This window comes from Rhodococcus sp. SORGH_AS_0303 (assembly GCF_030819335.1).
Taxonomy (GTDB): Bacteria; Actinomycetota; Actinomycetes; order Mycobacteriales; family Mycobacteriaceae; genus Rhodococcoides.
Genome location: NZ_JAUTBO010000001.1, coordinates 1,900,749 through 1,914,076, shown reverse-complemented (window position 1 = coordinate 1,914,076; position 13,328 = coordinate 1,900,749). Strand labels below are relative to the sequence as shown.

At 70.3% G+C, this 13,328-nt stretch carries 14 protein-coding genes and 1 riboswitch; of the genes, 3 read left to right on the top strand and 11 right to left on the bottom strand.

Going from position 1 to position 13,328, the window contains the following annotated elements; genetic code table 11:
* Positions 1–20: 20 nt before the first annotated feature.
* From QE449_RS09065 to QE449_RS09050, 4 genes are all read right to left on the bottom strand, one after another.
* On the bottom strand, positions 21–419 hold the full coding sequence (locus QE449_RS09065) for a hypothetical protein (protein WP_307092422.1): 399 nt from the start codon (positions 417–419) through the stop codon (positions 21–23).
* Positions 412–1,638: an ArsA family ATPase gene (locus tag QE449_RS09060; RefSeq protein WP_268788588.1), complete on the bottom strand. Its 1,227-nt coding sequence runs from the start codon at positions 1,636–1,638 to the stop codon at positions 412–414. The genes QE449_RS09065 and QE449_RS09060 overlap by 8 nt, the downstream gene beginning before the upstream one ends.
* Before the next feature lie 29 nt (positions 1,639–1,667).
* Positions 1,668–2,105, bottom strand: coding sequence for an SRPBCC family protein (locus QE449_RS09055; protein ID WP_027505826.1), 438 nt, complete (start codon positions 2,103–2,105; stop codon positions 1,668–1,670).
* 124 nt (positions 2,106–2,229) lie between these two features.
* Positions 2,230–2,607 (bottom strand): hypothetical protein, encoded by a 378-nt coding sequence (locus QE449_RS09050; protein ID WP_027505825.1) that lies wholly within the window; start codon positions 2,605–2,607, stop codon positions 2,230–2,232.
* A 135-nt stretch (positions 2,608–2,742) separates the two neighbouring features.
* Between QE449_RS09050 and QE449_RS09045 the strand changes: the two genes are divergently transcribed.
* Complete coding sequence (locus tag QE449_RS09045; RefSeq protein ID WP_285185486.1) at positions 2,743–4,551, top strand: long-chain fatty acid--CoA ligase; 1,809 nt, start codon at positions 2,743–2,745, stop codon at positions 4,549–4,551.
* Here the strand turns inward: QE449_RS09045 and QE449_RS09040 are convergent.
* The 5 genes from QE449_RS09040 to QE449_RS09020 form a co-directional block, all read right to left on the bottom strand.
* Positions 4,539–5,663 (bottom strand): glycosyltransferase family 4 protein, encoded by a 1,125-nt coding sequence (locus QE449_RS09040; protein ID WP_307108678.1) that lies wholly within the window; start codon positions 5,661–5,663, stop codon positions 4,539–4,541. The two genes, QE449_RS09045 and QE449_RS09040, sit on opposite strands and share 13 nt — an antisense overlap.
* Positions 5,664–5,689: 26 nt before the next feature.
* Positions 5,690–7,006: a hypothetical protein gene (locus QE449_RS09035; RefSeq protein ID WP_235578979.1), complete on the bottom strand. Its 1,317-nt coding sequence runs from the start codon at positions 7,004–7,006 to the stop codon at positions 5,690–5,692.
* On the bottom strand, positions 6,976–7,977 hold the full coding sequence (locus QE449_RS09030; protein WP_307109697.1) for a C40 family peptidase: 1,002 nt from the start codon (positions 7,975–7,977) through the stop codon (positions 6,976–6,978). Before QE449_RS09030 ends, QE449_RS09035 begins: the two co-directional genes overlap by 31 nt.
* A 290-nt stretch (positions 7,978–8,267) precedes the next feature.
* The gene (locus QE449_RS09025) at positions 8,268–8,837 is read right to left on the bottom strand and encodes a C40 family peptidase (RefSeq protein WP_027505820.1); all 570 of its coding nucleotides are present in this window, start codon (positions 8,835–8,837) and stop codon (positions 8,268–8,270) included.
* A gap of 16 nt (positions 8,838–8,853) precedes the next feature.
* A riboswitch (cyclic di-AMP (ydaO/yuaA leader) is annotated at positions 8,854–9,019 on the bottom strand.
* A 113-nt stretch (positions 9,020–9,132) separates the two neighbouring features.
* Entirely contained in the window at positions 9,133–9,423 is a 291-nt protein-coding gene (locus QE449_RS09020) for a hypothetical protein (protein WP_307108677.1), read from the bottom strand.
* Positions 9,424–9,598: 175 nt separating this feature from the next.
* Here QE449_RS09020 and QE449_RS09015 point away from each other — a divergent pair, with 175 nt between their 5' ends.
* Together QE449_RS09015 and QE449_RS09010 are read left to right on the top strand one after the other, a co-directional pair.
* Entirely contained in the window at positions 9,599–11,341 is a 1,743-nt protein-coding gene (locus QE449_RS09015) for a DEDD exonuclease domain-containing protein (protein WP_231476318.1), read from the top strand.
* A gap of 64 nt (positions 11,342–11,405) precedes the next feature.
* Positions 11,406–11,681, top strand: a complete 276-nt coding sequence (locus QE449_RS09010; protein WP_027505818.1) for an Lrp/AsnC family transcriptional regulator — start codon at positions 11,406–11,408, stop codon at positions 11,679–11,681.
* A 1-nt stretch (position 11,682) separates the two neighbouring features.
* On the opposite strand, the gene trpD is transcribed toward QE449_RS09010, so the two are convergent.
* Both trpD and QE449_RS09000 read right to left on the bottom strand, forming a co-directional pair.
* Entirely contained in the window at positions 11,683–12,726 is a 1,044-nt protein-coding gene (trpD, locus tag QE449_RS09005) for an anthranilate phosphoribosyltransferase (protein WP_222638377.1), read from the bottom strand.
* Positions 12,727–12,737: 11 nt separating this feature from the next.
* A complete protein-coding gene (locus QE449_RS09000) occupies positions 12,738–13,229 on the bottom strand; it encodes a hypothetical protein (RefSeq protein ID WP_027505816.1) in 492 nt (163 codons plus the stop codon).
* Positions 13,230–13,328 lie beyond the last annotated feature (99 nt).

The window sequence follows — 13,328 nt, the reverse complement described above, 5'->3', positions numbered from 1 at the left end:
GTGGTGGCGGGCGACCGGTGTCACCGGTCGCGATCGGGTCTGCGTGCCGGGTCGGGTTCACGCGTCCTGGTCACCGTAATCGGCTGATAGCTCGCGGGGCGAACGACGGGTGGCGCAGCGCCCTCCGGCGCGTCGGCTCGTTCCGCGTCGCCGGGCGTGTGTCGCCCCGAACCGTGGGTCTGCAGGAAGTCCCGGAGCACGTCGATCAGACCGTCCATCTCACCGGTGACCAGCGTCAGCAGATCGTGGCGTTCCCCGCGCAGGGCAGCGGCGAGAGCGCAGAACGGGCACCAGGAGCAGCCCTGCCACTCGGGCGCGTCCTCGGTGTCGAGGCGGCGCAGCACCGGCTCGACCCGGTCGATGAGCAACTCGGCCAGCACCCGGAGCTCGGCCGCCAGGTCCCGCCGGCCCTCATCCATCGCCGGACTCCCCCGGTACGTCCGCCTTCTGCAGGTTCTCCGGCCACAACGCCGGGTCGGGGGCGAAGGTCACGGACAGCACGCCGTCGTCGACGCCGGCACCGGTGACCACGCACCGACGCAGCACAGACGCCAACCGCAGTCGTCGTCGACTGCCCTGCGCACTCACGATCACGTCGTCCTCCACCCGACCCACCGCCACCGAGTCCGTGTCGACGAACGGCAGCGGGACGTCCATCACGTACACCGAGTCCAGGCCCTGCCCGGACTCGTGCCGCACCCGCGGCGACAGCGCGGGCAGCGCGCCGCCGTGTCCGGCCGCCACCTGCCCGTTCAGGTCGGCCGCGACGGCCCCCAGAGCAGTCGACCCTACCGGCTCGGTGGGCTGGGCCGACACGACGTCGACGCGGAGGTCGCCCACCGCGCCGCGGAACTCCGCCAGCGCCGCGCGATGCTCCGCGTGCGCCCGGTCCATCCAGAACACGCCGGGATGCGTGCCCAGCACGGACGACGGCGCCCCGGCCCCGAGGTCCGGGATCACCCCCACGGCCACCACACGATCGACGCGGACGCCGTGGAAACTGGTGACTGCCAACAGCTCTCGCGCCGTTGCGAAGGACCGCGCGGTCGGACGCGAGACGACGACCGCAGAGGTCCGTCCGTCGTCCTCGAGCACGGCGGTGACCGACGTCGCCGCCGCCACGACACGATCGACGAGCTCCACCAGGACGGCCGCGCGGACGTCCTGGCCCGTCGAGGCCACGACGCGGGCATGACGTGGCCAGATGCGTTCGACGTACCCCGCGACAGCTCCGGGGGTCGCGACGATCTCCCGCCAGGACATCGGTCCGGGGCAGTCGACGATCACGTCGTCCCACTCGCCGCTGTCGGCGACGCGCACCACCTCGAGCAGCGCGGTGAGCGGCTCGGCGCCCGGCAGCGACGTCAGCTCCTCGGGATCCGGCAGCGTCGGACCGGCGCCGTGGTCGTGGCGTCCGGCCATCGCCAGAGCCGTGGTCAGCAGGCGGTACTGCGATTCGAGAACGGCCGAGGGGTCGATGCGCAGCACCTCGACGGCGACGTCGGGCACCAGGTCCGACGGATCCGCGCCGTCGACGGACGCGAGAAGCACACGCCGACCGGCGCGGTGTGCGTCGACGGCCAGGGCCGCGGCGACGGTGGACTTGCCCGCACCGCCGGCTCCGACGACGAACGTGATCCGCGCGGCGGTCTCGGGAACGCGATCGCTCAGCCTTCGACTCGCTTCTTCAATTCCTTCAACGCGGTGTCGGTGATGACCTTCTCCGCCTTGCGCTTGAACAAGCCGATCATGGGAATGGCGAGATCGACCGTCAGTTCGTAGGTCACCTCGGTGCTTCCGGCACCTTTCTCGGTGAGCACATAGGACCCGACCTGGGACTTCTGCATCTCCCCCGCGACGAGCGTCCACGACACCGCGGTGCCGTCCGGCCGCCAGTCGTACTCGAGCTCGTAGGTGTCCTTGACCATGCCCGCGTCGAGCACGAACCGGACCCGGCGAGCCCGGCCCGACTCCCCCTCCTCGAGGATCTCGACCGACTTGGCCGCGGTGACCCATTCCGGATACCTGGGGAAATCGGCGATGACCGCCATCACCTCGTCCGGCGCCGCTCCGACGACGATCGATTTCGTGGTCTTGTCTGCCATGGAACTCGTTCCCTCCGCGCCGCGTGCCGTCACCTGATCGGCGTCCGTGTACCCACATGATCGACCGTCCGGTGGCACCGCCCGAACGGCGGGGTCGGTTCCTGTCGCCGCGAGTACCCGCGAGTCAGGACCGAAGCCCCGGGACCGGCGGTTCTCCCGCCGCCCGCCCGGCCTCGAGGAGCGCCTTGATCTCGAACGACATCTGCTTGCCCAGTACTCGTCGGCGGTGGGTGGACGGTTCCTGCACTCCGTCGGTCGGCTCCGCGTGCAGGAAGTAGTGGAGTACGACGCCGTCGAGCATCGGCTCGAGCCACACCTCCATGGTTCCCTGGAGCTGTCCCCCGACGACCCAGCGGACACCCTTCTCGGCCCGGTCCTCCTGGACCGTGACGGTGAGACCCGGGAACCAGGCCCGCCATCGACGGGTGTCCGACACGAGCGCCGCGACGTCCTCGGCCCGTGCTGCGACGAACGTCTGGTCGGCGACCTGCACACTGCTCATGCGGACCAGAATCCCACGTGCCCTCGTCGACGGCGTCGACGACCTCGGTCGAGGAGCACGTGCCGGTGACATCCGGGGAATGGACAGGATTACTGTGAAGCCTCGTCCGAAACCGCTACGACATCGGAGGAATCCGTGCGCGAGTTCACCGTCCCGGCACCATTCACCATCGAGGACGACGCGTCGGTGGTCGACGCCGTGTTCGCGCACGAGAAGACCCGGCCCGACGTCGTGGTGTACCGCCGCGCCACCCGCGACGGGTGGTCGGACGTCCGCGCAGCGGACTTCGCGGCCCAGGTTCGCGCAGTGGCCAAGGGGCTCATCGCATCCGGCGTCAAGCAGGGCGACCGGGTCGCCCTCATGTCGTCGACCCGCTACGAGTGGCCCCTGCTCGACTACGCGATCTGGTCCGCCGGCGCCGTCACCGTTCCGGTGTACGAGACGTCGTCGTCGGACCAGGTGCGGTGGATCCTCGAGAACTCGGGCGCCGCCGCGATGATCGCCGAGACGGTGGCCCACACGAACATCCTCACCGACATCCTTCCCGTGCTGCCGGGTGTCGCGACGGTACTGCAGATCGACGCCTCCGCCGAGCGGCCCGGCGCCATCGACGTCCTCACCGACGCCGGTGCCCAGATCACCGACGCGACGGTGGCCGACCGCGTCGCGGCGCTGCGCTCCTCGGACCCGGCGACGCTCGTCTTCACCTCCGGCACCACGGGACGGCCGAAGGGCTGCGTGCTCACGCACTCCAACCTGATCGCCGAGTCCCGCGGTATCGCCGCCAGTTCCATCGGCCGCATGCTCACCGAGGGACGCACCACCCTGATGTTCCTGCCGATGGCCCACGTGCTGGCACGTGCGGTGTCCATCGCCGCCTTCGACCAGGGCGCGACACTCGGGCACACCCACGACATCCCGCACCTCGTCGACAACTTCGGCTCGTTCCGACCGCACTTCATCCTCAGCGTCCCGCGCGTGTTCGAGAAGGTGTACAACACCGCGCGTCAGAAGGCTCACGGCGACGGCAAGGGCAAGATCTTCGACGCGGCCGCCGACACCGCCGTCGCCTACAGCGCGGCGCGGGACACCGGTGGCCCGTCGATCGTGCTGCGCGCCAAGCACGCTGTGTTCGACCGTCTGGTCTACGGCAAGCTTCGCGCAGCGCTCGGTGGGCAGTGCGAACTCGCCATCTCGGGCGGCGCCCCGCTGGGTGAGCGCCTCGCGCACTTCTACCGCGGCATCGGTGTGACCATCTACGAGGGTTACGGCCTGACCGAGACCACCGCCGCGGCAGCGGTGAACACGCCGGACGAACAGCGCATCGGCACCGTCGGAAAGCCGTTGCCGGGCAACGCCGTCCGCATCGCCGACGACGGCGAGATCCTGCTCAAGGGCGGCGTGGTCTTCGAGGGCTACTGGAAGAACGACGACGCCACCGCCGAGGCGCTGACCGACGGGTGGTTCCACACCGGCGATCTCGGCGCCGTGGACGAGGACGGCTTCATCGCCATCACCGGGCGCAAGAAGGAGATCATCGTGACGGCGGGTGGCAAGAACGTCTCACCCGCCGGCCTCGAGGACTCGCTGCGGGCCAGTGCGCTCATCGGTCAGGCCATGGTCGTCGGTGACCAGAAGCCGTTCATCGGCGCGCTCATCACCATCGATCCCGACGCGTTCCCCGGCTGGAAGCAGCGCAACGGCAAGGACGAGGGCGCCACCGTCGCCGACCTGACGAAGGATCCCGACCTCGTCGCGGAGATCGATGCTGCCGTGGCCGAAGCCAACAAGACGGTCTCGCACGCGGAGTCCATCAAGAAGTACCGGATCCTGCCGGCGGACTTCACCGAGGAGGGCGGCGAGCTGACCCCGACGATGAAGCTCAAGCGCGCCGTGGTCCAGAAGTCCTACGCGAGCGACATCGAGGCCATCTACAGCAAGTGAGCCAGTCGGGCGGCGAGGTCGTCCCACCGCCACTCGGTGGAGACGAACTCGCGTCCCGCGGCCCCCATCGCCGCGGCGCGGTCACGATCGGACAGCACGTCCACGACGGCGCGCCGGACGTCGTCGACCGAGGTGCCGTCGACGGTTGTGCCGGTGACGCCCTCGACGACGGTCTCCGGCGCTCCACCCGACCGGCCCGCGACCACCGGCACGCCGGACGCGGACGCCTCGAGGAACACGATGCCCAGGCCCTCGACGTCCAGACCGGCACCGCGGGTGCGACACGGCATGGCGAACACGTCGGCGAGGGTGTGGTGTGCCGCCAGGTCCTCGGCCGGCACCGACCCCGTGAACACGACGTGATCCGCCACCCCGCACGACTGCGCCAGAGCCCGCAGGGTGTCGCCGTACGGACCGCCGCCGACGACGACCAACACGGCCCCGTCGATCTCCGCGCGAATCCCCGGTAGCGCCCGGATCAGCATGTCCTGTCCCTTGCGCGGCACCAACCGCGACAGGCACAGGACGGTCGGCCGATCACCCAGGCCGTAGCGCGCGCGCAGTGTCTCCCGTGCCGACGTGTCGGGCGCGAACACGGTCGAGTCGACCCCCGGCGGCACGTGTTCGAGGGCCGCGTCCGCCCCGAAGGCCGCGGCGAATCGGCCCCGCGTGTAACGGCTGACGAAGGTGACGACGTCCGCCGTCGAGCCGATACGACCGAGCACCTGCCGCGCCGCCGGCAGCATCGACCAGCCCACCTCGTGACCGTGGGTGGAGGCCACGACACGCTCGGCTCCGGCACGGCGCAGGTGCGGTCCGAGCACGGCGAGCGGAGCAGCGGCCCCGAACCACACCGTGTCGCACTGTCGGTCGGCCACCAGCCTGGCCGCCCGACGGGCAACGGCCGGTGTCGGAAGCATCAACGTCGTCGGGTGCCGCACCACCTCGAAGGGCTGCTCCGCGTCGAACCGCACGTGGGAGTCGCCACGCCACCGCGGTGCGTAGACCACCAGTTCGTCCGCGGGCAACAGCTGGGCGAAGGTGTGCAGATACGACTGGATGCCGCCGCGCCGCGGAGGAAAGTCATTGGTCACCAGCAGCGTTCGACGCATGGGACCACCGTAGACGGAGACCGCCGTCAGCTCTGCCCGGCGGCCTGTTCCGCCACCCACTGCCCCCACTGCGCGAGGAAGTCGACGGTGCCGAAGCCCAGCGTGGCCGAGAAGACCGAGTCGGTCACGGTGGGATCGGTCGGTCCGGCCGCGAAACGGTCGTACAGCTGCCGGAGCACCGGCTCCCCGAACCGGTCGGCGACGAACGAGGCCACCGACCAGGCGGACTCGTACGCGATCGATCCGCGACTGCCACCCGCGGCGAAGTCCGAGTCCTCCGGGAGGACCCTGGGCGGTCCCGCCGCGCGGACCACGGCCGCGAGGGTGGGCGCGATCTCGTCGAAGGACAGTCCCGAGCCTCGATAGCCCGAGTAGTCGGCGAAACCCTCGAGCATCCACAGGGGCGCGTCCTCCCCGGTGACCGCGCGCATGGCCACGTGGGTGAGCTCGTGGCGCAGCACGGTGCGGCGGGTCGAGTCGGTGAGCCGGTCCGGCGCAGTCGGGCCGAAGACGATGCGCTGGCCGGTGACCAGGCCCCCGCGGACCGGATCCGCGATCGTCGAGGCCGCGACATCGGTGGACGTGAATCCGTCTGCCGCACTGATGAACTCGGCATCGGAACCGGTGACCGTCAGGACCGCGCGGCGCGACCATCCGAGCCCGGCGAACTCGGTCACGGCCGCCACCGCGGAGGGCAGCTCCGCGGCGAGGTCGTCGATGAAGGCGCGCTGCGCCTCGTGACCCACGACGAGCGACGTGGTCGACCCGGTGGCGACCCGCTCCGTGACCACCGGCCCGAAGTCCCACGGGCCACGCCACGTGGTGCGCCCGTACTGCGGCAGGTCGGCATCGGAGACCAGACGCCACGTGTCGCCCCGACGAGCGACGACGAGTGCGATGTCGCGACTCGTGGAACCGATGTCGGCGTCGGCCCAGGCGTAGCGCAGTGCGACGTTCGGCGCCCACACCTCGGTGGCCGCGAGTGCATCCGCCCGATCGACCGGCACCGGAGTCTCCGGACCCGGAGTGATCTCGTAGCCGAAGTCGGACAGCGGCAGACCGCGCAGCGCCTGCGCGCGGGCGATCTCGCGATCAGCGAATCCCGGGTCAGCGTCGGAGTCGATCAACTCGCGCAGCGCGGCCTCGTCGTCGGAGCGGAGTGCGGCCGTCCATGAGTCGAGCAGTGCCGTGACACCGACGGTGCGGGCGTCCGGGCCCGCAGTCGTCGTGGGCGTCTGCTCGTCGGGTGCCGACGGCGAACACGCCACCAGAAGGGAGAGAACCAGGCCCAGCGCCGCCAGGGCGCGGACCGTCAGTAGCGGCGAGCGCCGTAGAAGGGCCACGATGCCATCGACTCGACACGAACGGGAACACCGAAGGTCGATGCATGGACCACGTTGCCGTTACCGGCGTAGAGACCCACGTGCGATGCGTCGGGATAGAACAGGACCACGTCGCCGGGCTGGAGGTTCGCCTTGTCGACGGGGGTGCCGCCGGCGGCCTGCGCCTGACTCGACCGCGGGAGAGTCTTACCGATCTGCTTGTAGGCCCACACCACGAGGCCCGAGCAGTCGTACCCGTCCGGGCCGGTCGCACCCCACACGTACGGCTTGCCGATCTGCGTGAACGCGGCCGACAGTGCTCCGGCCTGCGATCCCGGCGGGAGGGCGCCGAGGATGGCGGAGGGATCGAAGCCCGGCGGGAACGCGGCGCCGGCCAGCCCCTGCTTCTCCGTGTCGGACAGCGAACCGAACGCGGCGACGACATCGGCGATCTCGCTCTGCAGACGGCTCTGCTTGCCCTGCAGGTCGTCGCTGACAGCCTTCGCCTGCTCCGTGGCCACCCGGGCCGCGTCGGCGGACTGCTGTGACGCCGCCTCGGCTGCCGCTGCGGCGTCGCTGGCCTCCCGGAACGTGCCGACGGTGGCGGCCGCGTCGGTGGAGATGATGTCGAGAGCGGACATCTGGTCGAGCAACTGCTGCGGGGAATCACTGACCATGACCGCGAAGAGCCGGTTCGTCCGAGCGCCCTGGTAGTTGGCACGGGCGATCTTGTCGACGGCGGGCCGCACCGTGTCGATCTGCGCCGTGGCCGCGTCGAGAGCGGCACGGTCCGCGTCGTGTCGAGCGTCCGCCTCCTGCTGGGCGGCGAGCTTCGCGTCGAGCTCGATCTGGGCGTTGTGCATCGCCTCGGTGGTCTGCTCGGACTCGCGCGAGAGATCGGTGAGCTTCGTGACCGCCTCGGAGGCGGACGCGCCGGGAACCGGGTCGGCGCCGGCGGGACCAACGGGGAGGACGGCGATCGCCGCTGTCATCGCACTCGCGATCACCAGTCCACGCAGTCTCGCACGAGAAGTGGGACGAACGCGGGGGTGGACCGATGACGGCACGATGAACGGTTCTCCGATCTGGACGAGTCCGGGTCGCTCGGCGGCGCGGATGATGGCCGAGGACGTCACGGAAAGATTACGACGCGAACGATGGTTCTGTCCACGAAGCCCGAGAACCCGTCGAAAACGGCGGATTCACCGACTGACGCCGCACGGAACCGACCGGGCGATCGGTTTCGTGCGGCGTCAGGGTGTCGAGCGACGGTGTCGCTGCGTCAGGCGTAGCGACGTGCGCCGTCGAAGGGCATCGACGACAGCGGAGCGATCTTGACGGGCTGACTCTCGGTGGACGCGTGGACGACGTTGCCGTTGCCCACGTACATACCGGAGTGCGAGCCGCCGTAGAAGGACACGACGTCGCCGGGCTTCAGATCCGCCTGCGAGACGGGCACGCCGGCCGCGGCCTGGTCGTAGCTCGTGCGGGGAAGCTCGATACCGGCCTGCTGGTACGCCCACTTCATGAGACCGGAGCAGTCGAACGCACTGGGGCCTGCGGCTCCGTAGACGTACGGTGCGCCGACCTTGCTCTCGGCTGCCTGCACGGCGACCTGCGCGGCACTGGACTGCGGTGCGGCCGGGCCGGGAAGCGCGGGGACCTGCGGCATGGGGGGAAGCTGGCTCAGGATCTGGTCCGGGACCTCGAAGGTGCCGATACCGGGGATCTCCACCGGTGCCGCGAAGGCGGGGGCGGCGGGGATGGCGACAGCGCCTGCGGTGAGCGCGCCGGCGACGAGAACATTGCGGACCGGCCGCGAGGCAGTGCTGGGTTTGCGGTGTTTCGCCACGAAAAGATGTGCTCCGTTTCTTCCTGATATCCGCCGACCGAGTTAGCTGACGGGTTCGGGCTGGGAAGATCAGCCCTACCCGACGAGCCGCTGGTGCGACTGCGACGGGATTCACCCCGGTGTAACGGTGGGTTCCCGGTACGACCACCCGGAAGAGGTGGCCGATTAGGCGGTGACCTTGCGGCGCAGTCCCTGGTGGCTCTGCTCGACTCCGCAATGTCTCGGAAAGATTACGAAACGGCATCCCCGATGTCGAGCCCAGCCGACTCGTGTCGCGAAACGATCACGGTCCGACTCACCCCGCGGCGTGCTCCGGCCCCGCAGCGGGTCGGTCGTGGCCGGTCTCCTGCGGCGAGGGAATTTCTCTGCCGACCAACCGCAACCGGGGCACCAACCCGCCCTCCGCCAGCACGGCCATCGCCTCCTGTTCGTCCTGCTCGAGACGCATTCTGCGCGTGGCGAAGGGGGTGTCACGCGGGCCGCCGGCCGACGCCGCGGGCACGCCCGGCACCCCCAGCAACACCGAGACGACACAGTCCGAACACGCGTCTCCGCGCACGGTGCACTCGCCGCAATCGACAATCATGTGATCTCCGTCTCATTGTGGTTCACGGTCTCTCGCCGTGATGTTCAGCCCGGATCACACCCGATCCGACGCTCGATCACGCCTCGGAAACGGACGCTAACGACGTGCACCGACACGGCGTGCTCGTCGTGGACGGACCGGGTTCCTGTCGGTGGGACCACCTACGGTGACGCACGTGACTGATGGGGCGACTGTGGTGTCGGGGCATGCACGCGGTGTGCAGCTCGCATTCGACGAACTGGACCAGTCGTTGCGGGACACGACCTTCGTGGTGGTGGACCTCGAGACCACCGGAGGCCGACCGGGCGAGGACGCGATCACCGAGATCGGTGCCGTCAAGGTTCGCGGCGGCCGGGTGATCGGTGAGATGGCGACGCTCGTGGACCCGGGCCGGTCCATTCCGCCCGCCATCGTCGCGTTGACGGGCATCACCGGTGCGATGCTTCTCGACGCCCCTCGTATCGAGCGGGTCCTGCCCACCTTCGTCGAGTTCGCCCGCGGCAGCGTGCTGGTGGCGCACAACGCGCGCTTCGACACCGCGTTCCTCCGCGCGGCGGCGACGCGAATGGATCTGGCGTGGCCGTCGTTCCGGGTGCTGTGCACCGTCACGCTCGCCCGGCGGGTGCTCACGCGCGACGAGGCACCGTCGGTCAAGCTGTCCTCGCTGGCCACCCTCTTCCAGGTGTCCACCAGGCCCACCCACCGGGCACTCGACGACGCCCGGGCCACCGTCGACGTCCTGCACGGGCTGATCGAACGGGTGGGCAACCAGGGCGTCCACAGCTACGCCGAACTCGTCGACTACCTGCCGACGGTGTCCTCGGCGCACCGCGCCAAACGCACGCTCGCGGCGGGCCTTCCGCACGCCCCCGGTGTCTATCTCTTCCGCGGACCGTCCGACGAGGTGCTCTACGTCGGCACCTCACGGAACCTCCACCGCCGTGTACGGAACTACTTCACGGGATCCGAGACCCGCGGACGCATGAAGGAGATGGTCGCCCTCGCGACCCGGGTCGACCACGTCGAGTGCAGCCATGCCATCGAGGCCGGCGTGCGCGAACTGAGGCTCATCAGTGCGCACACGCCCCCGTACAACCGTCGATCGAAGTACCCCCGCAAGGGCTGGTGGCTGACCCTGACGAGCGAGGCGTTCCCGCGCATCTCCATCGTCCGGACACCGGCGCCCGGCGCGCTCGGACCGTTCTCCGTTCGCGGGGCGGCAGCCGAGGCCGCCGCTCTCGTCGCCGAGCACACCCGGTTGCGCTCCTGCACCCACCGCATCGCCGCCTCGGCGGTGCACGACTGTTCCACCGAGGCCGTCGGTGGATGCACGGCGGCGACGGCGAGCCCGCTCACTCCCGAGGAGTACGCCGACGCGCCCGTCGCCTTCCGCGCTCTCACCGAGGGTGCCGACGCAGCGGTGCTCGATGCCGTCGCCGCCCGGATCGACGCACTGTCCGAGGATCTGCTCTTCGAGTCCGCGGCCCGCCTGCGCGACCGCGCGGCCACCCTGTTGACGGCCCTGCGGTCGGTGCAGCGGCTGCAGGCACTCGCGGCCATCGAGCAGTTGATCGCCGCGCGCCGCGCCGACGACGGCGGGTGGGAATTCGTCGTCGTCCGGCACGGACGTCTCGCCAGTGCCGGTCGTTCCCGCCGCGGCGTCGCGCCCATGCCCGTGGTGGAAGCACTCGTCGCCGGTGCGGAGACCGTCGTGCCGGACGCTACTCCCCTACGCGGTGCCACGCCGGAGGAGGTGGCGCTGATCGCGCGGTGGCTCGAGTCGGGTGGCGTCCGCATCGTCGACACCACGGACGGATGGTGCGAACCGGCGCACGGAGCGGGGCGATGGGCACAGTGGTGCGCCGCCGTGCGCGACGTCGGACGCCGCGAGAAGGAACGCACGATGGCCTGGGGATGACCGCACGGCCGAGAACTAGGCTGACCCGCAGTTCGCCCTCTCACGACAGTTCGGAAGGTTCACCATGATCACCGCCATCGTTCTGATCCACGCCGAGGTGCACTCCATTCCGGAGACCGCGCGTGCCGTCGCCGACGTACCGGGTGTGTCCGAGGTGTACTCGTGCGCCGGCGACGTCGACCTGATCGCCGTGGTCAAGGTGCGTACGCACGAGGAGATCGCCGAGGTGATCACCGAGCGCGTCAACCGCGTCACCGGCGTGGTGCGGACAGACACGCACATCGCGTTCAAGTCCTACTCGAGCGCCGACGTCGACGCGGGCTTCTCCATCGGCGAGTGACTCAGGCCGACGTGAACGCCGCCCATCGCGTCAGCAGCGTCTGAGCGGCTCCCTCGTCCACCGCGGCGGCTGCCGTCGTCAACGCACCGGCCATCGCGTCCTCGAGCGAACCGTCGACGCCGCGGAACGCCGCGATGGCACCTGCTGCATTGAGCAGCACCGCGTCCCGCACGGGGCCTCGTTCGCCGCCGAACACCCGACGCGCCACGTCCGCGTTGTGTGCGGCGTCCCCGCCTCGGAGGGCGTCGAGGGACACCCGCTCGATACCGAGATCGCGTGGATCGAGCACCGCGTGGTCGACGACACCGTTCCGGACGATGCGCACCGAGGTGGTCGTCGACGTGGTGATCTCGTCCAGCCCGTCGTCGCCGCGCACCACGAGGACGGAGTTGCCGCGCGCCGCGAACACGCCCGCGACGACGTCGATCAGATCGTCGAACGCGCATCCCACCAGACCGGCGCGCGGACTCGCAGGGTTCGTCAGCGGCCCGAGGACGTTGAAGGCCGTGGGGATGCCGATCTCCTTGCGAGGCGCCGCAGCGAAGCGCAGCGCCGGGTGGAACACGGGCGCGAAGCAGAACCCGATGCCCAGCTCGGCGACACTCGCCGCGACCCGCTCCGGTCCCTGGTCGATACGCACGCCCAGCGCTTCCAACACGTCGGCTCCGCCGCTCTTGGACGAGGCGGCCCGGTTGCCGTGCTTGACCACCCGGATTCCCGCGGCCGCCACGACCACCGACGCCATTGTCGAGATGTTCACCGTGTGGGACCGATCGCCGCCCGTACCGACGATGTCGACGACGTCGTCGTCCACGGGCACGCGCTTGGCGTGGCCGAGCATCGAGTCGGCCAGTCCGCGCAGTTCGTCCGACGTGGGGCCCTTCATCTTGAGGGCGACACCGAAGGCAGCGATCTGGGCCGCGGTGGCGTTGTCCGACATGATCTCGTCCATCGCCCACGCCGTGTCGGCACCCGTCAGGTCCTGGCGTGATGCCAGGGCCCCGAGGACCTGTGCCCATGTACGCGTGCCATCCCCAGCGCTCATGAGCGGGAAGCCTAGTGCTCCGGCGATGCGTCCTCGGCAGCCGGTTGGAGGGCGTCCCAGCCCAGTACCACCCCGTCGCGCCGTTGGGCCAACCCCGCCATCCGTGACCGTTCCTGCGAGCAGTGCAGCGCGTCGAGCACCTGCACCCGCTGCAGCACCAGGACGGTCGCGTCGGAGACACCGCCGGGCAGATGCCCGGGAGTCTGCGCCATGGGACCTGCGGTCGCCTCGCTGTATCCGTCCTGCGCCGCCACCGACACCGCGTCGGCGATCTGATCGGCGGGGAGGAGCAGGTGGTGGCGCAACACCACGTCGTCGTCCGCGGACCAGAGGGGGTCCGTGTGCGCCGCGCGCTCGAGGGTCGTCGAGCACGCCTCCACGTCGTCGAAGCACGACGCGACCACGACGAGGTCGGTGCGAGTGGGGTCGAGGGGCTCCGGAGCCGCCCGGCCGAACAGCCGCTGCCACCACCGTGTCCGCCCACGACCAGAGCCCGAAGTCATGTCACGACAGTGCCAGATGCCGCCGGAACCGGTCCCGGAGTCGCTCGGGAGCCATCGAGTCTGAAGCTCGGGTCGAGACTCCGGCGTGCGGGATACATC